This window comes from Halomonas sp. JB37 (assembly GCF_002332255.1).
Taxonomy (GTDB): Bacteria; Pseudomonadota; Gammaproteobacteria; order Pseudomonadales; family Halomonadaceae; genus Vreelandella; species Vreelandella casei.
Genome location: NZ_NRGW01000001.1, coordinates 408,506 through 428,313, shown reverse-complemented (window position 1 = coordinate 428,313; position 19,808 = coordinate 408,506). Strand labels below are relative to the sequence as shown.

Below are 19,808 nucleotides of genomic sequence, written 5' to 3'. Positions count from 1 at the left end.
GCCTGCGTCCTTGCAAGGTGCCCATGACTCAGACCATCGAAACGCCAGTGGTTCAAGACCACAAGCAACAAAGCCAAGAGGCTAAGCGCGTCACCTATATTGGTGCGTGGCTGGATGCGCTGTTGAGCATCGTCAAAGTGACGGTCGGTTTTACGGTGGGTTCCGCGGCACTAATCGCTGACGGTATCCATTCGCTGTCTGATTTAGTCACTGATGGGTTCGTGCTGGCGGCTATTCATTATGGTCGTCAAGAGCCTGATAAAGATCACCATTATGGCCATGGCCGCATCGAAACACTCACGACGCTACTACTAGGCAGCGTGTTGATTTTCGTGGCAGGCGGTATTGCTTGGTCGAGCCTGGCCCGCTTGTTTAGTGGCGCTGAGGTCAACGCACCGGGGCTGCTGGCCATTGTTATTACGGTCATCGCGCTATTTAGCAAAGAGTGGATTTTTCGCTACACCATGCGCGTTGCCAAACGCGTTAAGTCTAGACTATTGGAAGCCAACGCCTGGCATTCCCGTAGCGACGCCTTATCCACCGCCGTCGTATTAGTCGCATTGGTGGGTGCTCAGTTCGGCTTGGGCTGGCTAGATGCCGTGGCTGCCATCATTGTTGGTTTATTGGTAGGCAAAGTGGGTTTGGACTTATTGTGGGAATCCGCACGCGAACTGGTCGATACGGCGTTACCGCTGGATGTGCAAAATCAAATGCATGACGTAGCCTGCAGCATCCCTGGGGTAGATAGCGTGCATGATTTGCGAACCCGCCAATCAGCAGGTTGGGTAATGGTTGACCTACATGTCGTGGTAGGCCCTAAAATTACCGTTTCGGAAGCCCATGAAATTGGCAACGAAGTTAGCCGCCGCCTGCGTCATGAATTCCCAGCGCTTACCGACGTCATTTTCCACGTTGATCCAGAAGACGATGCTGGTGCCGGTGACCCAAGCCGCCTACCGGGATTACCGCTGCGTCCGGAAGTAGAGGACGCGCTTAATAAGCGCTGGTACAAACACCCGGTGTGGCGGACCCTCAACGAACTGCAGCTGCATTACCTAGATGACAAAGTGTCGGTATCGCTGATTATTGATGATGCGGTTCACCAACCCCCCCAATGTCTCGCTAGCCAGTTAAAATCACTGGCCAGTGACATTGAATGGTTGGGGCATGTTGAGGTGATGTTCATTACTCGCGCAGCCAGTAGTTCAATGCGCTAGTCTTTTTATCCATGAAGCAACAACCATACAGCTACTTAAACGATCACTAATACTTACTACTGTTTGGATGTCATGAATTCGCTAAATATCGCCCTGTTCGAGCTGCTCAACGCATCCCCTGATTCACCCTCTTGGTTAATAACGCTGGCATATACCTGCGCTGTAGATTTGATGTGGTTAGTGCCCGCGCTTTTCATCATAGGCTGGCTGCGTGGCAGCGAACCGCTCAAGCAATCGCTGTTAGAAGCGCTCATCGCAACATTGTTAGCCCTTGCCGTCAGTAGGCTTATAGGAACGCTATGGCCGATGCCGCGCCCCTTTATGATTCCCATAGGCGAGTCGCTGATAGAGCATTCCGCAACCCCCGCTTTCCCTAGCAATCACCTGACAATTCTAACCACGATAGGCATTAGCTTAATGCTAAACAGCCACTCTCGGCGTATCGGTGGCTGCCTACTGTTGCTGGCCATTCCTGTTGCCTGGGCAAGAATATTTATGGGCGTTCACTTCCCTCAGGACATGGCGGGCGCTGTACTACTGTCCGCATTGACCGCCGTGCTGGTAGGGTTCAATCGCGCTTGGTTGGTGCTACCTGTATATGAACACGTTGCCAAGCGCTTTTATCATCGGCTATTTGCACCGCTAATCAGCCGCGGCTGGGTGAGCCGTTAAGCAGCAGAGAGAATAGCCGTCGCAAACGTGAAGTAGATCAACACGCCGGTGGCATCAATCAAGGTTGTCACCAACGGTGCCGACGCGGTGGCGGGGTCGACCTTAAAGCGCTCAAGCACAAAAGGCAGGCACATGCCTATCAAGCTGCCAAACAGCACAATAGTCACCATGCTAAGCGCTACCACCATGGCAATGGCTTCGCCGCCTCGAAAAATACCAATTGGGGTGACCGCGATTGCCATGGTCAGTCCTAGTGCACCAGCGATGAGTAGCTCTCGCCCAAGCATCTTGCTCCAGTCTTTCACACCGATATCACCCGTTGCCATACCACGCACCATCAGCGTAGCGGCCTGAGCCCCCGCATTACCGCCACTACCAATCAGCAGGGGTAAAAAGAAGACCAACGCCACCTGCGTTGCAATAATATCTTCAAAATAGGCAATGCCCGCACCGGAAAATAGGTTGGCAAACACCAGCAGTACTAGCCAAAATACGCGCTTGCGATAAAGGCTCCAGAGCGGCACACGGCTCACGCCGTCTTCAAGCTGGCCGATCGACATCCCTTTATGGAAATCCTCAGTGGCCTCAGATTCCGCTACGTCCATAGCGTCATCGTGAGTCACTATTCCCACCATTCGGTCATCGGCATCAATCACCGGCAAGGCCAGCAGATCGTAGCGCGCCACAATACGCGCTACGTCTTCCTGGCCATTGTCTACCCGCGTGCTGATAACATCTTTAATCATAATGCTATCAACGATTGCGCCAGGCCGCGCGACCATCAGTTGGCGCAGCGACATGGTACCTATTAACTGGCCATCGCTATCTAAGATATAGAGCTGATATACCGTCTCAGCATCTGGAGCCGTTTGACGAACGCGCATCAGAGCTTGCGACACCGTCATGCCACTGGCTATGGCCACATAGTCAGAGGTCATGATGGCGCCTGCGGTGCCTTCTTCGTAGCTTGCGAGCCGCTTTAGATCCTCACGCTCTTGATGCGCCATACTGCGTAAAAGTGCTTCGCGTCGGTCATCATCCAGCAAATTAAACAAATCAGCGCGCTCATCCGAGCCCATCTCTTCGAGTAGCTTAAGTACCTGACTATCGTCCAGCTCTCCGACCACCTCGAGCTGGCTTTCGCCGGGCAAATAGCCCAGTACGTTAGCAGCCCGCTCGGCAGAAAGAATATCCAACAAAGAGAGCGCCGCCGTCAGCTCTTCATCGTCTTCAATCATCTCTTCGAGGACTTCACCGATATCCGCTGAGCGGATTTCAGCCAACCGTAACGCCAATACAGATTTGCTAGGCGCTTCCTTGGCCAGCTCACTGAGTAGCTCGGCTTTTAATGCCTGCAGGCTTTCTTCATTCAGTGCCATAATTAGTTCTCCCCTTCACGCTGACAAACATCGTTCTACCGACCTAGCTAATCATACTAATCCATCGTATTAAGTCGTCGTACTAGCAGACAAAAAAAACGCCTCTTAAACCCTGACCAGCGGGTTTAAGAGACGTTGTTCACACGGCAAGCGCGCGGTTGTTAGCCTTTACCCGCCTTTTTGCGTAGCTGCTGAATGGTGCGCAGCTGAGCAGTGGCTTCGGCAAGTTCGGCGGCAGCTCGAGTATAATCCAGCTCCGTCGACTTCTCATTAAAGGCTTTCAATGCCTGCTGACGCGCTTCTTCGGCAGCGGCCTCGTTGAGGTCGCTGGCACGGGAAGCCGCATCGGCCAGAATCGTCACCACATCCGGCTGGACTTCCATGAAGCCACCCGAGACAAAGAAGTTCTCTTCCTTGCCACCGTCGTGGATCACGCGAACCGGACCCGGCTGAAGCTCGGTCAGCAACGGGGCGTGACCTGGCAAAATGCCCAGGTCACCCATAATCCCGGAAGCAATTACCTGCTCAACAGTACCTGAGAAGATAGATGCTTCAGCGCTGACGATATTGCAAGTAAAGCTATTCGCCATAGCGAATCCCCCTAATGGACGGGATTACTTCTTCATCTGGTTGGCTTTTTCGACAGCTTCGTCGATTGAACCGACCATGTAGAAGGCCTGTTCCGGCATATCGTCGTATTCGCCAGCGAGAATGCCCTTGAAGCCACTAATCGTGTCTTTCAATGAGACATACTTACCTGGTGAACCGGTGAACACCTCGGCCACGAAGAACGGCTGCGACAAGAACCGCTGGATTTTACGCGCTCGTGATACGGCCAGCTTGTCTTCGTCAGACAGCTCATCCATACCCAGAATGGCGATAATATCCTTAAGTTCCTTGTAGCGCTGAAGAACGTTCTGCACACCGCGAGCGATCGCATAGTGCTCTTCACCCACTACCAGCGGATCCAACTGTCGTGAGGTGGAATCCAGCGGATCAATGGCCGGGTAGATGCCCAACTCAGCGATTGAACGCGACAGTGATACCGTGGCATCCAGGTGAGAGAACGTCGTGGCCGGCGACGGGTCGGTCATGTCGTCGGCAGGCACATAGACGGCCTGGACGGAGGTGATCGAACCGGTCTTGGTCGAGGTAATGCGCTCCTGCAGAACGCCCATCTCTTCAGCCAGAGTCGGCTGATAACCAACCGCTGACGGCATACGGCCCAGCAATGCAGATACTTCCGTACCGGCTAGGGTGTAGCGATAGATGTTATCGACGAACAGCAGAACGTCACGGCCTTCATCACGGAATTTCTCTGCGATGGTCAAACCGGTCAACGCCACACGCAAGCGGTTGCCTGGCGGCTCGTTCATCTGACCGTAAACCAGCGATACCTTATCGATAACGTTGGATTCAGTCATTTCGTGATAGAAGTCGTTACCCTCACGCGTACGCTCACCTACACCGGCAAAAACAGAGTAGCCGCTGTGTTCGGTGGCGATGTTGCGGATAAGCTCCATCATGTTGACGGTTTTACCAACACCGGCACCGCCGAACAGACCCACTTTACCGCCTTTCGCAAACGGGCAAACCAAGTCGATAACCTTGATACCAGTTTCCAGCAGCTCGCCAGAGGCGGCCTGCTCGGCATAGGTCGGCGGCTTGCGGTGGATAGGCATACGCTCTTGTTCGCCGATCGGTCCCGCTTCGTCAATCGGCTCGCCGAGTACGTTCATAATACGGCCCAGCGTCTCCTTACCTACCGGTACGGAAATCGCGGCACCTGTGCTGGTCGTTTCCATGCCACGCTTCAAGCCCTCGGTGGAGCCCATAGCAATGGTGCGCACCACACCGTCGCCCAGCTGCTGCTGGACTTCGAGGATGGTCTCAACATCGGAGACCTTTAGCGCGTCGTAGACCTTGGGCACAGAGTCCCGCGGAAACTCTACGTCAATCACCGCGCCGATGATTTGTACGATACGTCCGCTCATCTTGGTTCCTCTCTAAAACCTGCAAATGAAACCTGTCTGCCGGGAGCCTTCATAATAAGAATGTGCTCCCTAGGCGTTATACGGCAGCAGCGCCGCCGACGATCTCAGAAATTTCCTGCGTGATGGCGGCCTGGCGGGCCTTGTTATAAACCATCTCCAAATCGTCGATCAGGTCGCCTGCGTTGTCAGTGGCACTTTTCATAGCGATCATCCGGGCCGCTTGTTCACAAGCCCCGTTTTCCACTACCGCCTGATACACCTGCGATTCGATGAAACGAACCAATAGGCTATCAAGCAACGCCTTGGCATCCGGTTCATACAGGTAGTCCCAGCTTCCGGGACGGGCGTTTTCATTGTCTTGCTCAGCGTCTGCACCCATATCGGATGACAGCGGAAGAAGCTGACGAACAACCGGCTTTTGCGTCATGGTATTCACAAATTCATTGTGCACCACATACAAACGGTCAAGACGTCCTTCATCGTATGCTTCGAGCATGACCTTAATGCTGCCAATCAACCCTTCAACGGTCGGGTTTTCACCTAATCCGCTCTTCGCTGCCACCAAGTTGCCGCCATAATTACGGAAAAAAGTACTGGCTTTAGCGCCAAGGGCACAAAAATCTTGCTCAGCACCCTGCTTTTTCCAACCTGCGGCTTCTTTCAGAAGCGCTTTGAAAAGGTTGTGGTTCAAGCCACCGCACAGACCGCGATCCGTAGATACCACGATATAACCAACGCGCTTAATCTCGCTACGCTCGATCATATAGTCGTGCCGGTATTCGGGGTTCGCGTCGGCAATGTGGCCAACCACATTACGGATCTGCCTAGCGTAAGGCTGACTAGCTCTCATCAGATCTTGCGCTTTACGCATTTTCGATGCAGCCACCATTTCCATGGCGCTGGTGATCTTCTGCGTATTTTTAATGCTCCCGATCTGGGTGCGTATCTCTTTTGCAGCTGCCATAGCGATCTACCTTTCGTTCGTGGCTCTCAGAAAGCATGCAAACCCGCCCTGACGGGCGGGCCAGACATTACCAGCTCTGAGTCGCCTTGAACTTCTCGAGACCCGACTTCAAGCTGTCTTGAATCTCACCGTTGTAGTCGCCGGTCTGGTTGATCTTGTCGAGTAGATCACCGTGCTCAGACTTCATGTAGTCGTGCAGCGCACGCTCGAAGTCCAACACTTTGCTTACTTCAACATCGTCCAGATAACCTTCGTTGGCGGCATACAGCGAGAGCGCCATTTCTGCTACCGACATCGGCGAGTACTGGTTCTGCTTCATCAGCTCGGTGACACGTTGACCGTGTTCAAGCTGCTTGCGCGTGGCTTCATCAAGGTCAGAGGCAAACTGCGAGAACGCCGCCAGTTCACGGTACTGCGCCAACGCCAAACGTACGCTACCGCCCAGCTTCTTGATGATTTTCGTTTGTGCCGAACCACCTACACGAGAAACCGACAGACCTGCGTTAATCGCCGGACGAATACCGGAGTTAAACAGGTTGGTTTCCAGGAAGATCTGACCATCGGTGATTGAAATCACGTTGGTCGGAACGAACGCAGAGACGTCACCGCCCTGAGTTTCGATGATAGGCAGCGCGGTCAAAGAACCGGTTTTGCCTTTCACTTCACCGTTGGTGAACTTCTCAACGTAGTCGGCATTAACACGCGCAGCACGCTCTAGCAGACGCGAGTGAAGATAGAATACGTCACCGGGATAAGCTTCACGGCCGGGCGGACGACGCAGCAGCAGCGATACCTGACGGTAAGCGACGGCCTGCTTAGAAAGATCGTCATACACAATCAGCGAGTTCTCGCCGCGATCGCGGAAGTATTCGCCCATGGTGCAGCCAGAGTAAGGCGCCAGAAACTGCATCGGAGCCGGGTCGGCAGCGCCGGCGGCCACAACGATGGTGTGTTCCATAGCGCCATGCTCTTCAAGCTTGCGCACAACGTTGGCAATAGTCGATTGCTTCTGACCAATGGCGACGTAGACGCAGGTCACGCCCTTGCCTTTTTGGTTGATGATCGCATCAATAGCAATGGCAGACTTACCAATCTGACGGTCACCGATGATCAGCTCACGCTGACCACGGCCAATCGGTACCATGGCATCGATTGATTTAAGACCGGTTTGAATCGGCTCATCAACAGACTGGCGAGTGATAACGCCTGGCGCCACTTTTTCAACGGCATCCGTCATTTTGGCGTTAATGTCGCCTTTGCCATCGATGGGGTTACCCAGCGCATCGACAACACGACCAATCAGCTCAGGGCCTACCGGCACTTCGAGAATACGACCGGTACACTTGGCGGTCATGCCCTCTTCAAGCTGCAGGTAGTCACCCAATATCACGGCACCTACGGAGTCACGCTCCAGGTTAAGTACCATGCCAAAGATGCCGTTGGGGAATTCAATCATTTCACCGAACATCGCGTCTTCGAGGCCGTGAATTTTCACGATACCGTCGGAAACAGTGACGATGGTGCCCTGGTTATGGGCTTCGGATGCGACGTCAAGCTTCTCAATTCGCTGCTTGATGATGTCGCTGATCTCGGAAGGATTCAGTTGCTGCATGCCATGTCCCTCAGACTCAAGCGGTTAGCGCTTCGGAAAGGCGGTTCAATCGACCACGCACTGACCCGTCAATGACGGTGTCGCCAGCACGCAGGATGACACCGCCAATAAGCGACTTGTCCACCTGAGTAGTAATAGAGATTTCGCGATTTAGACGTTTCTTAAGCGCGTTCGCTAGCTTCGTTTGCTGCTTGCTATTTAACGTGTAAGCAGACGTGACGCTTACTTCAATACGCTGTTCGTGTTCAGCACGCAGGTGCTCGAACTGGTCAGCGATTGACTTCAGCGCCATTAAACGACCTTGGTCTACTAAAACAGTCAAAAAACGCTGTAAAGCTTCATCCTGCTGATCTGGAATTAGCTCAACCAGCAGCGACACTTTCTGGTCGCTGTCTAGTTTTGGACTGCTTAAACGATGGCGAACAACGTCGTCGGCTACCGCAAAACTTAAGAAACTCAGCGCTTGTGACCAGCTATCAAGCGCCTCATTATCACGCGCGTATTCAAACGCTGCCTTAGCGTAAGGACGAGCGACGGTAAGTAATTCCGCCATGATTCACCTCCTTACAGTTCAGCAGCAAGCTCATCGAGTAACTTGCGATGGGCTTGTTCGTCGACCGACGCTTCAAGAACACGCTCGGCACCCAATACGGCTAGATAAGAAACCTGGGCACGAAGTTCATCTTTAGCGCGATTCACTTCTTGCTCAATTTCGGATCGTGCACTCGCTACTAGGCGTTGGCCTTCAGCGCGTGCCTGTTCGCGGGCTTCTTCAATCATCTGGGCAGAACGCTTATTGGTCTGCTCAAGAATTTGAGAAGCTTGCTCCTTGCTTTCACGCAGCATCTGTTCCGCCCGCTCTTGAGCAAGCTCAAGGTCACGGTTAGCACGGCTAGCTGCATCTAAGCCATCAGCAATTTTTTTCTGACGCTCGTGAAGCGCATTGCTGATCGGAGGCCACACATACTTTGTGCAAAACCAGACAAAGATCGCGAAGGCGATCGTCTGCCCGATTAGCGTCATGTTGATATTCACAGGAATGTACCTCTGACAAGTTCGTGGCGACCGGAGTGAAACAAAACCGAGCGTTTAGCGCTCGGCTGAGCTGTCATTAACCGGCAACAACGAAGATCAGGTACATTGCGATACCAACACCGATCATCGGAACAGCGTCTAACAGGCCTGCCATTAGGAAGGTTTTGGTTTGCAGCTGGTCGCCTAGTTCAGGCTGACGCGCAGTAGATTCCAGCAGCTTGCCGCCCAAAATAGCGAAGCCAATGCCGGTACCTAGAGCGCCCATACCAATCATGATGGCAGCAGCAATGTAGATAAGTTCCATGGTAATGCTCCTAGTTTTTCAAGTTAAAGGTCGAGGGTTGAGGTTAAGGGTTAATGTGTTGCAAGCATTGCTCGGATTAGTGATGTTCGTGTGCAGCGCTGAGATACACCACGGATAAAACGGTAAAAATGAACGCTTGAAGAACAACGATCAAAATATGGAAAATGGCCCATGGCACATCCAGCACCCAAATAGCCCAGAACGGCAGCATGGCAATCAAAATAAAGATAACTTCACCAGCGAACATGTTGCCGAACAAACGCATTGCCAAACTGAACGGCTTAACCAGCAACGCAACAATTTCGAGCAGCAGGTTAAAGGGAATCAGTGCCCAGTGATTAAACGGTGTCAGTGAAAGCTCTTTGGCAAAACCGCCAATGCCTTTGACCTTAAAGCTGTAGTAGAGAATTAGCCCGAACACGCCCAATGCCAAGCCTAGGGTGGCGTTTACATCAGTGGTCGGAACAGATTTCATGTAGTCAACGCCAAGCTTACTAAACAGCACGGGTAAATAGTCGACCGGTATAATTTTGAGTGTATTCATAAACAGAATCCACACAAACAGCGTCAACGCTAGCGGTGCGATGATCGGGTTATGACCTTTAAATGTTCCTCTGATCATGCCCTCGATAAATTCAACCACCATTTCAACGGCATTTTGCAAACCCGTCGGCACACCCGTAGTCGCCATTTTACCGGCTTTGCGGAAAATAAAGATAAACAGCAGACCCATGGCAATTGACCAGCCCATGGTGTCTAAGTGAATGGCCCAAAAGCCCATATCACTTGCTTCTTCCGCTGTATGCGCCAGCGACCAACCATTTTCGGGATGATTACCAAAGGTCAGGTTCTGCAAGTGGTGCTGGATATAGTAAGTCGTAGAGACTTCGTTTCCTGCGGCCATGGACATGTCACCTCAATCAGTTGTGCGATTTTCTAAGCATTAGCGTTTTTTGGCATTAACCAAGGCGTGAACCAATGCGTTAGAACAACCGCCACATAAGCATAAAAAAAGAAAGCGGGGTTTGAGGGGGGCGCTACTACGAACACTGCAACAAACAGTGCCACCGTCAAACCAAACTTACCTGCTTCGGCACGAAATAGGCGCATCGCTGCCTGCGAGGGGCGATTAGACCTCAAAACTCCCATACGCTTTATGAAAAAAGCGTGTGGTAGTAATGCCACTAAGGCACCGAGTAACACCGATAGCGCACCTGGCATTTGTGCCAAAAAATAGCCAGCCATCATCCCGATTAACGTAATGATTAATTGTGTGATGGTTAGGCGAACAATATAGGTTCTGCGTCGCTGGGTTTCGTATCGCTGCATAGCTCTCTGCATGGTTTTCTGCATAGCTCTGGACAAACACCCAGCTCTTTAAAAAAATCGACAGGCTTCAAAGAGCGTATTCTTCGACAAACACAGACAACCTGCACAAATCTTGCGCGATTATAGGGAAGCGCTATCACACCTTCAACCGAGTAGCGTTGATTTTGCCCGTTTAGGGGTCGATTTTCGACCAAATGGTTAAAACATGCCCTCTTCTTAGGCAATATTGCGTAGCCTGCTATTTAATATGCATTAAAATACCGTCTAGTTCTTCAAGGCTGGTATAGCGAATAGTCAGCTTACCCTTGCCCTTTTGACCATGATTAATGGAAACAGCCGCACCGAGTAATTCACCTAAATGCGTTTCAAGCTTGGCTACATCGGGCTGCTTAATTGTCCGACTAGGCGTTTGAAGAGAGGTTTGGCTTGTTTGTACTTTTTTCACCAACGCTTCGGTTGCTCGCACGGTCATGTCGTTATTGACCACTTCGTGGGCAACTTGCCGCTGCTGTGAACTGCTTAACGTCAGCAAAGCGCGTGCATGGCCCATATCAAGATCGCCGCGCTCCAAGAGCGTTTGTACTTCAGGGTCTAATGCCAATAAACGCAGTAAATTAGCTACCTGGGTGCGTGATTTACCCACGGCATCGGCAATTTGCTGTTGGGTAAGCTCAAACTCTTCGCCCAGACGTTTAAGTGCCATGGCTTCTTCAATGGCATTGAGATTTTCACGCTGAATGTTTTCAATTAACGCCAGCGCTAGTGCGACTTCATCGCTGACTTCGCGAATAACCGCAGGAATAACGTCCAATTCAGCCAGCTGAGAGGCGCGCCAGCGACGTTCACCGGCAATAATTTCGTAACGATCCACGCCGATGGGACGTACGACGATAGGCTGCATAACGCCCTGAGCACGAATAGAATCGGCCAGCTCTTCTAACGCTTCAGGCTGAATATCGCGACGCGGCTGATATTTACCCCGCGTTAACTGAGCTAATGGCAAACGCTCAAGTCGATCTTCAACGACCTCGTCAGTCGCAGCGCTAATCGCTGTATTAGTCAGCTCAAGCGGCGTGCCGCTACCGGCAAGTTCTAGACTGTCACGGCGACGAGCACCAGCACCAATCAGGGCATCCAGGCCACGTCCTAGCGCGCGTTTACGCGTCATTCGCTTTCCCTCATTTATAACGATAGCTATAACTACAGCGCGTATTGTTTAAAGTGAAAGACGACGGATCATCTCTTTTGCCAGCACACGATAGGCCTGACTCCCCCGTGAGAACCGGGCATATTGCGTGACCGGCAGACCATGACTCGGTGCTTCGGCGACTTTAACATTGCGGGGTATGGTGGTTTTAAACAACATATCACCAAAGTAATCGCGCAGCTGCTTGTCGACTTCGCGGGTTAAGCTAGTGCGCTTGTCGTACATGGTACGCAAAATGCCCGCAATGGCTAAATCAGGATTAACGTTTTGCTTGATTTGCTCAACAGTATCCAGCAGTGCCGATAGCCCTTCAAGCGCGTAAAACTCGCACTGTAAAGGGATGAGCACGCTGTTAGAAGCCGTTAACGCATTGACGGTTAGCATGTTCAAAGACGGCGGGCAGTCGATCAGCACCACATCGTATTCATCCGCTACCGATGCTAACGCCGCTGTCAGGCAGCTTTCACTTTGCTCACGATCTAATAATTCCACTTCGGCGGCGGTCAGATCGCCATTACCCGGCAGTACGTCGTACTTGACCGGCAACTTTTTGACAATCGTTTCAGCCGCGGTAGCTTCACCCAGCAAAACATCAAGAACACTTTTATCAAGCTCGTATTTGTCGATGCCGCTACCCATGCTGGCATGACCTTGCGGATCAAGATCCACCAATAGCACGCGGCGATCGAGCGCTGCGAGACTCGCCGCCAGATTAACGGCCGAGGTGGTCTTGCCCACGCCGCCTTTTTGGTTGGTCAGGGCAATGATCTGGCTCACTTACTCAACTCCTTCTGGGGTCAGAATCAACAGCTGCCGCTGGGCCGCTTCAAAGGGTACTTCCAGCAGATGACGCGCGTGTAATTTAATACCATGGGGCAGATCACGCAGTTCATCATCCGCCCCCGGGCCTTTCATAGCTAACCACTGGCCATCAATGGCCGGCAGCTCACGAGTGAGCGTGACAAAATCAACGAGGCTAGCAAACGCCCTTGAGATTACCTGATCAAACGCAGCTGCTTCGAACTGTTCAACGCGTGCTTGGACAGGTGTTACGTTTTTCAACCCTAGTTCCATGACCGCTTGGCGTTGAAAACGCACCTTTTTACCGTTGCTGTCTAGTAGCGTGACGTCTAGCTCAGGATTCAAAATGGCCAACACTATTCCAGGTAATCCGGGCCCTGCGCCAACGTCGAGTAAACGCGGCCCGTGCACATAGGGCAATACCACTGCGCTATCCAGCACGTGGCGCGACACCATTTCATCTAAATCACGCACCGCTGTGAGGTTATAAGCCCGGTTCCACTTGTGCAACAGCGCGAGAAACCCTAGCAGCTGTTCGCGTTGATGCTGGCTGACATTAATCGCCAGTTGGTGAAGACCTTTATCTAAACGTAGCGCAACGCTTGCGGGTAAGCTTTTTAATAACACCGTTAGCGAATTCATCCGTTAACCACGTCGGCAGCCGCTACCAGTCGGCGTTTTTTCAGATGTACCAGCAAAATAGAAACGGCCGCTGGAGTAACGCCTGAAATACGCGCCGCATGGGCCAATGTTTCTGGCCTAGCGTCAGCAAGCTTTTGACGGATTTCGTTAGATAAACCTTCTATCTTTAAATAATCCAACTCAGCAGGCAAAGGCGTCGCTTCATGGCGTTTGAGTTTATCAATCTCATCCTGTTGCCGATGAATATAGCCTTGATACTTGGCCTGAATTTGTACCTGCTCAGCAACCGCTTCATCAGTGGTAAGCGTGTCTTCAAGTCCGGGTAACTGGGCCAAGTCGCTATAGTTGAGTTCAGGGCGTTTAAGCAAATCACTCAAGCAGTATTCTCGTGATAGAGGCGCGCCGGTTTTTTCAGCCACTTTCTCAGCAGCTAAGCTTCCCGGTTGAATCCAAACGGTTTTCAGACGTGCGTTTTCTTGCTCGATTGCTTCACGCTTTTGACTAAACGCCGACCAGCGGGCGTCATTAACCAAACCAAGCTCACGGCCTGCTGGAGTAAGGCGTAAATCAGCGTTGTCTTCTCGCAGCAGTAAGCGATACTCCGCTCGCGAGGTAAACATGCGATAGGGCTCCTTGGTGCCCATCGTGATTAGATCATCGACCAATACGCCAAGATAAGCTTCATCGCGGCGGGGGTACCATGCATCCAACTCTTGTGCGCGACGTGCAGCGTTCAAGCCGGCTAGCAACCCCTGGGCGGCGGCTTCTTCATAGCCCGTTGTGCCATTGATTTGGCCAGCGAAGAACAGGCTGTGGATAAATTTAGTTTCCAGCGAGTGTTTTAAATCTCGTGGATCAAAGAAATCATACTCAATGGCATAACCAGGCCGCGTGATATGTGCGTTTTCCAAGCCTTTGATAGAGCGCACAACTTGAATCTGCACGTCAAAGGGCAGCGAGGTCGAGATCCCATTGGGATAGAGCTCATGAGTGTCCAAGCCTTCAGGCTCGATAAACACTTGATGGCTCGACTTGTCGGCAAACCGATGGACTTTATCTTCAATTGATGGGCAGTAGCGCGGGCCAACGCCTTCAATCACACCAGAATACATGGGTGATCGATCAAGGTTAGCCAGGATCAGGTCGTGAGTCTGCTGGTTGGTGTGGGCAATGTGACAGCTGACTTGCTGAGGGTGCATTTCCCGCGAGCCAAGATAGGACATCACTGGCGTTGGTGTATCGCCTGGCTGTTCTTCCAGCTGTGAAAAATCAACCGTTTTAGCATCAATGCGCGGGGGGGTACCGGTTTTTAAACGATCAACCCGAAACGGCAGTGCCCTTAACCGCTCGGCGAGAGCGTTGGAAGGCGGGTCACCTGCGCGGCCGCCCTTGCTTTGATCCAAGCCTATATGAATCACACCACCCAAAAATGTGCCGGTACACAGCACAACGCTTTGAGCATGAAAACGAATACCAGTCTCGGTTACAACGCCACGCACGGTGTCATTTTCGACGATTAAGTCACCGGCCGCCTGCTGGAAAAGCGTCAAATTAGGCTGGTTTTCCAACATCCCACGAATAGCTGATTTGTAACGAATGCGGTCTGCCTGAGCCCGAGTGGCTCTAACGGCAGGCCCTTTGCGTGCATTTAACACGCGAAACTGGATGCCACCTAAGTCCGTGGCAAGCCCCATAGCGCCGCCCATAGCATCGATTTCTTTCACCAAATGGCTTTTGCCAATGCCACCGATCGCAGGATTACACGACATTTGGCCCAGTGTTTCGATGTTGTGAGTGAGCAGCAGGGTCTGACAGCCCATACGAGCAGAGGCCAGTGCGGCTTCAGTCCCCGCATGGCCACCGCCGATGACAATCACGTCAAAGCGGTCGGGATAATTCAAGAGACACCTCGTCTTGTGCCGTTGGGCACGGATGATGTGAGCCAGTGCTTATGCACCCTAGTTCAATACGCCGGCAAGTATAAACCCCCTGTGGGTAACCGTCAGGTTTTTCCACACCCCTTCAATTTGAATAGCCTTTATTAATAACAATATAAAAATAAGATAAGAGAAGTTCTGTAAATGTAGTAATTATTAGTGTGGACAATTTCTGTGCATAAGCAACTAATTCATTTATTTTTCAATAGATTACATTGTTGACTTCTACATGTTTGAACAGCGTATTGCCTGGGCAGAAGCGGTGTTACTCCTGTGGATGAAATACCCCTTTATCCACAGCACCAATTCTACACGGCTTATCCACCGGCCTATACCTTGGTTGTTACCGCACCTGTGAACATCCAGTACATGCCTGTTAACAAATGCTAAGAGATCCCTATGGCAGGCCTGATAGACGAGAAGTGGATAAACGAAAAAAAACCTTATCCACAGGCAAAAAAAAGCCTGTCACGAGGACAGGCGGGTAAAAAAAGCAATTTAGCGACCGTTTAAGACGTCATTAATGTCGAATTAGCGCTGAAAATATCGATTCGATCTAGTGTTTTAACACTCGTGCAAGGAAGGATTGAGTGCGCTCATGTTGAGGCGTATCAAACAGCTTTTCAGGCGGTCCCTGCTCTGCAATTTCACCCTTATGGATAAAAATAACGCGATCTGCGACTTCTCGGGCAAAGCCCATTTCATGGGTGACTATTACCATCGTCATCCCTTCTTTAGCGAGTTCACGCATAGCGTCCAACACTTCACCAATCATTTCGGGGTCAAGTGCCGATGTAGGCTCGTCAAACAGCATTAGCCGCGGTTCCATGGCCAAGGCACGTGCCAGTGCGACACGCTGCTGCTGGCCGCCAGAGAGCTGGCTTGGGTACTTATCGGCCTGATCTGCAATACCTACACGGTCAAGCAGACGTTTGGCACTGATAACAGCATCAGCGCGGCTAGCGCCGCGTACTTTCATCGGTGCTAACGTAACGTTGTCTTGTACGCTGAGGTGGGGAAAGAGGTTGAACTGCTGAAACACCATACCGACTTCAGTACGAATGGTTTGTAACGCTCTGGTGCTTTTTCCATTGGGCAAGAGTTCGTTGTTATCAACAGTAAGACTGCCTGCCTGAAACTCCTCAAGACCGTTGATACAGCGAATCAGGGTCGATTTACCTGAACCGCTGGCACCAATAATCACGACCACTTCACCAGGAATAATGTCGAGATCAATGTTGTTGAGTACGTGCAGGCTGCCAAAATGTTTATTGAGCTTCTGCATACGCACAATTGGCTGCGTTGTGTTGTTCAATGTTTCGCTCATTGTGCGTGTCCTTATTGTCCGGCCAGACCTCTACGCTCAAGCTGGCGTAGTAAGATTGAAAGGGTCCAGGTGATCGCTAAATACATCAGTGCGACCATGAAGTAGACCTCAAGGGCGGTGAACGTAGTGGAAATGTAGATTTGTCCCTGACGTACCAGTTCGCCAACGCCAATCACTGAAAACAGCGACGTGTCTTTAATACTGATAATGCCTTGATTACCAAGTGATGGAATCATCCGGCGGAAAGCTTGGGGCCAAATCACATAGCGAAAGGCTTGGGTACGGGAAAGGCCCAGTGATAGCGACGCCTCCCGCTGGCCACGCTCAATCGATTGAACGCCGCCGCGGACAATCTCAGAAATATAGGCGCCAGAGTTAACGGCAATGGCAGCAATACCCGCAACAAGCGCATTAATAGGGCTACCCAACAGCTGTGGTAAACCATAAAAAATGAACAGTACCTGGACAAGGATAGGCGTGCCGCGAAACACCTCAACGTAAAAAATAGCCGGCCAACGTAGCCAGCGCAGGCGGCTCAGCCGCAGCAGGCCAAAGAAAATGCCGATAAAAAAACCAATTGCCAGGCCGCCAAATGAAATAAGTAACGTCCAGGGAATGCCAGGTAGCAGGTATGGAATAGATCCAAACGCTGCCGACCAATCAAACTGAAAATTGACGTCCACGCGTAGACTCCTGAAACAAAAAAGATGAGAAAAAACACTTGAGAAACGCAGCAGGGCCGGGGGCTATGGCCACCCGGCCCTGTTATGATGCTATGCGGTTAGCGAGTCTTTAATCTCACTCTTCGCTGGGCGCTTCACCAAACCACTTTTGATAAATTTCATCGTAGGTACCGTCTTCTTTCATCGCGGCAAGCGCTTCATTGGTAGGTTCTACCCACTCGCTGCCTTTATGAAAAACGATACCGTACTGCTGACCTTCGTAAAGCGGTCCAACGACTTTCGTGCGCCCTTCACCACGGGTTTGTGAGAAGTAAGCAACGTTAGGCGCATCGTAGAACACCGCATCGACGTTACGGCCTAATAGCGCCATATACATATCACTCATAGCAGGGAAAGGAGTGATATCGGCATCTTCCCCTAGCTCAGCTTGTAGGAAGTCGTAGCTGGTGGAACCAATCCGCGTAGCGATAGGCAGTCCCGCGAGGTCTTCGATGCTTTCTACATCGTTGTTGTCAGCGCGAACAATAATCTGTAGACCTGAATCATAGTAAGGGTCTGAGAAGTCAACTATCTCAGCGCGCTCTGCAGTAATGGTCGTACCGGCGATGGCGATCTCTTGGCTGCCTGTTTGTACGGCCGGGATAATGCCAGCAAATTCCATTGTGGTGAGATTAACTTCAAAGCCTGCACGCTCAGCCACTTCGTTAATGATGTCCATATCAAAACCGGTCATTTCACCCGTTTCTTGATCCATCATCTCAAAAGGCACGAAGCTTGGGTCGGTCGCTACGTTTACTTTCGGTAAGTCAGCCATGGCAGCAGTGGTGCCGGCTAATCCAAGGGCTAGCACAAGCGTTGTTTTAGTGAGACTGAGTGGTAGCGCTACTTTCATAAGTTTCCCCGTGTTTTATGTGGCCTGTCATGGCTTTCCAAGCGATTTTTGTCGTTTGGAAAAGCCTTAAGGCTGTTATTGACCTATTAACCTTGGCGAGAAACCGACAAGGCGTCAAGTCACGGGGTGAGCTTTGAGCCAACGCTGTTTAGACCATAAAGGAAGCGCCACAGCCGCAGGTAGCGGTAGCGTTAGGGTTTTGCACGCGAAAACGAGCGCCTGCAAGCCCTTCTTCATAATCGACGGTGGAGCCGACTAAATATTGATAAGACAGCGGATCGACCACTAAGGAGGCATCTCCAAATGCGATGACGGTGTCATCCTCGGCAACGTTTTCAGCAAAATCGAAGCCGTACTGAAAACCAGAGCAGCCACCGCCGGTGACGTAGACGCGTAGCTTTAGAGATGGATTATTTTCTTCTGCAATCAGTGCATTAATGCACTTGCGTGCACTATCAGACAGCAGTAATGGGGTCGGAACAAAGGCTTCTGCACCGCTCATGGGTACCTCCCGCGAGCTTAAAGAACGAATAAATCGGCATTGGGGGGTGATTATGGGTAATTCCTAGCAAATTGGTCAACTATTGCTGGGAATTAGTCGAACGTTAAGGCATCAGTGCAGGCGCTGTTAATCCCATGTTTTCATCAAAGCCAAACATTAAGTTAAGGTTCTGAATCGCTTGGCCTGAAGCACCTTTGACTAAATTATCAATCACCGATAGCACCACCACAGTATTGCCATTGCCAGGACGATGTACCGCTAGCCTGCAGGTGTTGATACCTTTGACACTGCGCGTTTCGGGATGGCTCCCGGCAGGCATGACATCAACGAACGGCTCGTCGGCGTAGCGCTGTTCAAACAGTGCCTGTAAATCGCCTGGCTCAGCGGTTAACTGGCCGTAAAGCGTGGCGTGAATACCGCGAATCATGGGCGTAAGGTGAGGTACAAACGTCAACCCGACCGAGGCATGACTAATATCCTTAAGGCCCTGGCTAATTTCCGGTAAATGGCGGTGACCCGACGCACCGTAAGCCTTCATTGATTCACTGGCTTCTGCGAGTAACGATCCCACTTTTGCGCCGCGGCCCGCGCCGGTAACGCCGGATTTACAGTCTGCAATCAGTTGTTGGGGATCAATCAAGCCCGCTTCCAATAGCGGTAGATAGCCTAACTGCACGGCCGTGGGGTAGCAGCCGGGTACCGCAATTAAGCGTGCGTCTTTAATTTTTTCGCGGTGCATTTCTGGCAGGCCGTAAATCGCCTCTCCCAGTAGCGCTGGCGCCCCGTGGGGCTGCTCGTACCAGCGGCTCCATTCATTGGCATCGCGTAGGCGAAAGTCAGCCGATAAATCGATGACGCGGGTGCCATTGTCGAGCAGTTCACCCGCTAGGGTGTGAGCAACGCCGTGGGGCGTGGCAAAAAATACCGCATCCATGGCGCCTAGCTGCTTGGCATCCGGCTCGCTAAATGCCAGCGTGTCGTAATGGCCGCGCAGATTAGGGTACATATCGCATACTTTGATGCCCGCCTCTGAGCGCGAGGTAATCGCGGCGACGTTGACGTGGGGGTGCTGGGCGAGCAGCCGCAGTAGCTCAACGCCGGTATAACCGGTACCGCCAACAATGCCGACCTTAATCACAAATAACTCCTTGCGGGTTTGCAAAACAGATTTTAGAAAAAAATGTAAATTACTTTTGACCTGAGTATTGATAGCAACAGCCTAAGCGGATTGCTGCGGGCTGTCTAAGCGTATCGGGCTATGATACACAAGAGGATGAAGACACAAGAACACTAAGACTAACCCAAGACATA

21 protein-coding genes are annotated in these 19,808 nt (G+C 51.6%); 2 read left to right on the top strand and 19 right to left on the bottom strand.

Translation table 11 applies throughout. The annotated features are described in order from the left end of the window. Window positions 1-23: 23 nt before the first annotated feature. On the top strand, window positions 24-1,217 hold the full coding sequence (locus tag CIK78_RS02150; RefSeq protein ID WP_096276768.1) for a cation diffusion facilitator family transporter: 1,194 nt from the start codon (window positions 24-26) through the stop codon (window positions 1,215-1,217). A 72-nt stretch (window positions 1,218-1,289) separates the two neighbouring features. Next, window positions 1,290-1,889 (top strand): phosphatase PAP2 family protein, encoded by a 600-nt coding sequence (locus tag CIK78_RS02145; RefSeq protein ID WP_096276766.1) that lies wholly within the window; start codon window positions 1,290-1,292, stop codon window positions 1,887-1,889. Here the strand turns inward: CIK78_RS02145 and mgtE are convergent. The 19 genes from mgtE to argC form a co-directional block, all read right to left on the bottom strand. Further along, window positions 1,886-3,268, bottom strand: coding sequence for a magnesium transporter (gene mgtE, locus CIK78_RS02140; protein ID WP_096276763.1), 1,383 nt, complete (start codon window positions 3,266-3,268; stop codon window positions 1,886-1,888). The two genes, CIK78_RS02145 and mgtE, sit on opposite strands and share 4 nt — an antisense overlap. Window positions 3,269-3,429: 161 nt before the next feature. Next, window positions 3,430-3,858 (bottom strand): F0F1 ATP synthase subunit epsilon, encoded by a 429-nt coding sequence (locus CIK78_RS02135; protein ID WP_096276761.1) that lies wholly within the window; start codon window positions 3,856-3,858, stop codon window positions 3,430-3,432. A 24-nt stretch (window positions 3,859-3,882) separates the two neighbouring features. Next, window positions 3,883-5,262: a F0F1 ATP synthase subunit beta gene (gene atpD / locus CIK78_RS02130; RefSeq protein ID WP_096276759.1), complete on the bottom strand. Its 1,380-nt coding sequence runs from the start codon at window positions 5,260-5,262 to the stop codon at window positions 3,883-3,885. 76 nt (window positions 5,263-5,338) lie between these two features. Beyond that, window positions 5,339-6,226 carry a F0F1 ATP synthase subunit gamma gene (gene atpG, locus CIK78_RS02125; protein WP_096276757.1) on the bottom strand — a complete coding sequence of 296 codons (888 nt, stop codon included), beginning with the start codon at window positions 6,224-6,226 and terminating at the stop codon, window positions 5,339-5,341. Between the two features lie 67 nt (window positions 6,227-6,293). Continuing rightward, window positions 6,294-7,838 (bottom strand): F0F1 ATP synthase subunit alpha, encoded by a 1,545-nt coding sequence (gene atpA, locus CIK78_RS02120; protein ID WP_096276755.1) that lies wholly within the window; start codon window positions 7,836-7,838, stop codon window positions 6,294-6,296. Between the two features lie 16 nt (window positions 7,839-7,854). Further along, complete coding sequence (locus CIK78_RS02115; RefSeq protein WP_096276753.1) at window positions 7,855-8,391, bottom strand: F0F1 ATP synthase subunit delta; 537 nt, start codon at window positions 8,389-8,391, stop codon at window positions 7,855-7,857. An 11-nt stretch (window positions 8,392-8,402) separates the two neighbouring features. Then, on the bottom strand, window positions 8,403-8,873 hold the full coding sequence (locus CIK78_RS02110; RefSeq protein ID WP_096276751.1) for a F0F1 ATP synthase subunit B: 471 nt from the start codon (window positions 8,871-8,873) through the stop codon (window positions 8,403-8,405). Window positions 8,874-8,949: 76 nt separating this feature from the next. Then, on the bottom strand, window positions 8,950-9,177 hold the full coding sequence (gene atpE, locus CIK78_RS02105) for a F0F1 ATP synthase subunit C (protein WP_096276749.1): 228 nt from the start codon (window positions 9,175-9,177) through the stop codon (window positions 8,950-8,952). Between the two features lie 76 nt (window positions 9,178-9,253). Beyond that, window positions 9,254-10,081, bottom strand: coding sequence for a F0F1 ATP synthase subunit A (gene atpB / locus CIK78_RS02100; protein WP_096282231.1), 828 nt, complete (start codon window positions 10,079-10,081; stop codon window positions 9,254-9,256). 32 nt (window positions 10,082-10,113) lie between these two features. Continuing rightward, a complete protein-coding gene (locus tag CIK78_RS02095) occupies window positions 10,114-10,530 on the bottom strand; it encodes an ATP synthase subunit I (RefSeq protein WP_225734390.1) in 417 nt (138 codons plus the stop codon). 214 nt (window positions 10,531-10,744) lie between these two features. Beyond that, window positions 10,745-11,674, bottom strand: a complete 930-nt coding sequence (locus CIK78_RS02090) for a ParB/RepB/Spo0J family partition protein (protein WP_096276747.1) — start codon at window positions 11,672-11,674, stop codon at window positions 10,745-10,747. A gap of 48 nt (window positions 11,675-11,722) precedes the next feature. Further along, window positions 11,723-12,490: a ParA family protein gene (locus tag CIK78_RS02085; RefSeq protein WP_096276745.1), complete on the bottom strand. Its 768-nt coding sequence runs from the start codon at window positions 12,488-12,490 to the stop codon at window positions 11,723-11,725. Then, window positions 12,491-13,156 carry a 16S rRNA (guanine(527)-N(7))-methyltransferase RsmG gene (gene rsmG / locus CIK78_RS02080; protein ID WP_096276742.1) on the bottom strand — a complete coding sequence of 222 codons (666 nt, stop codon included), beginning with the start codon at window positions 13,154-13,156 and terminating at the stop codon, window positions 12,491-12,493. Beyond that, window positions 13,153-15,057: a tRNA uridine-5-carboxymethylaminomethyl(34) synthesis enzyme MnmG gene (gene mnmG, locus CIK78_RS02075; RefSeq protein WP_096276740.1), complete on the bottom strand. Its 1,905-nt coding sequence runs from the start codon at window positions 15,055-15,057 to the stop codon at window positions 13,153-13,155. Before mnmG ends, rsmG begins: the two co-directional genes overlap by 4 nt. 592 nt (window positions 15,058-15,649) lie before the next feature. Beyond that, window positions 15,650-16,420 carry an amino acid ABC transporter ATP-binding protein gene (locus CIK78_RS02070; RefSeq protein ID WP_176483348.1) on the bottom strand — a complete coding sequence of 257 codons (771 nt, stop codon included), beginning with the start codon at window positions 16,418-16,420 and terminating at the stop codon, window positions 15,650-15,652. A gap of 11 nt (window positions 16,421-16,431) precedes the next feature. Beyond that, window positions 16,432-17,103, bottom strand: a complete 672-nt coding sequence (locus CIK78_RS02065; RefSeq protein WP_096276738.1) for an amino acid ABC transporter permease — start codon at window positions 17,101-17,103, stop codon at window positions 16,432-16,434. Between the two features lie 115 nt (window positions 17,104-17,218). Further along, the gene (locus tag CIK78_RS02060) at window positions 17,219-17,995 is read right to left on the bottom strand and encodes a transporter substrate-binding domain-containing protein (RefSeq protein ID WP_096276735.1); all 777 of its coding nucleotides are present in this window, start codon (window positions 17,993-17,995) and stop codon (window positions 17,219-17,221) included. 148 nt (window positions 17,996-18,143) lie between these two features. After that, window positions 18,144-18,497: an iron-sulfur cluster insertion protein ErpA gene (erpA, locus tag CIK78_RS02055; RefSeq protein WP_096276733.1), complete on the bottom strand. Its 354-nt coding sequence runs from the start codon at window positions 18,495-18,497 to the stop codon at window positions 18,144-18,146. A 103-nt stretch (window positions 18,498-18,600) separates the two neighbouring features. Then, the gene (argC, locus tag CIK78_RS02050) at window positions 18,601-19,635 is read right to left on the bottom strand and encodes an N-acetyl-gamma-glutamyl-phosphate reductase (protein ID WP_096276731.1); all 1,035 of its coding nucleotides are present in this window, start codon (window positions 19,633-19,635) and stop codon (window positions 18,601-18,603) included. Between the last annotated feature and the right edge of the window lie 173 nt (window positions 19,636-19,808).